The organism is Staphylococcus pasteuri, from assembly GCF_030547725.1.
GTDB lineage: Bacteria > Bacillota > Bacilli > Staphylococcales > Staphylococcaceae > Staphylococcus > Staphylococcus pasteuri.
Window position 1 is genome coordinate 1 of the sequence record NZ_JAUOQO010001002.1, and the last position, 235, is coordinate 235.

General features: G+C 57.4%; 1 protein-coding gene. It reads left to right on the forward strand.

The genetic code is table 11. From position 1 onward, the window contains the following. Window positions 1–35 precede the first annotated feature (35 nt). The coding region (locus Q4528_RS16190; RefSeq protein WP_303522794.1) for an EamA family transporter at window positions 36–235 on the forward strand (200 nt) is incomplete at its 3' end.

Here is a 235-nt window from a genome sequence, read left to right on the forward strand (position 1 = left end):
AGTATGGACATGGACGAAATGCCTACCGTTTCGCGATGGTGCAGATCGCAGCGGTTGCCTTGGTCTGCTGGGGCTTTGCTCTTACCGATGGCTACCAGCCACCGCCGACCTCTGATGTTTGGGTGGCAATCATCTTCACCGCGGTGCTCTCCACCGCAGCAGCTTTCTGGATCCAAACCTGGGCACAGACTCTGATGGACGCCTCGCGCGCTGCATTGATCATGACCAGCAAAGT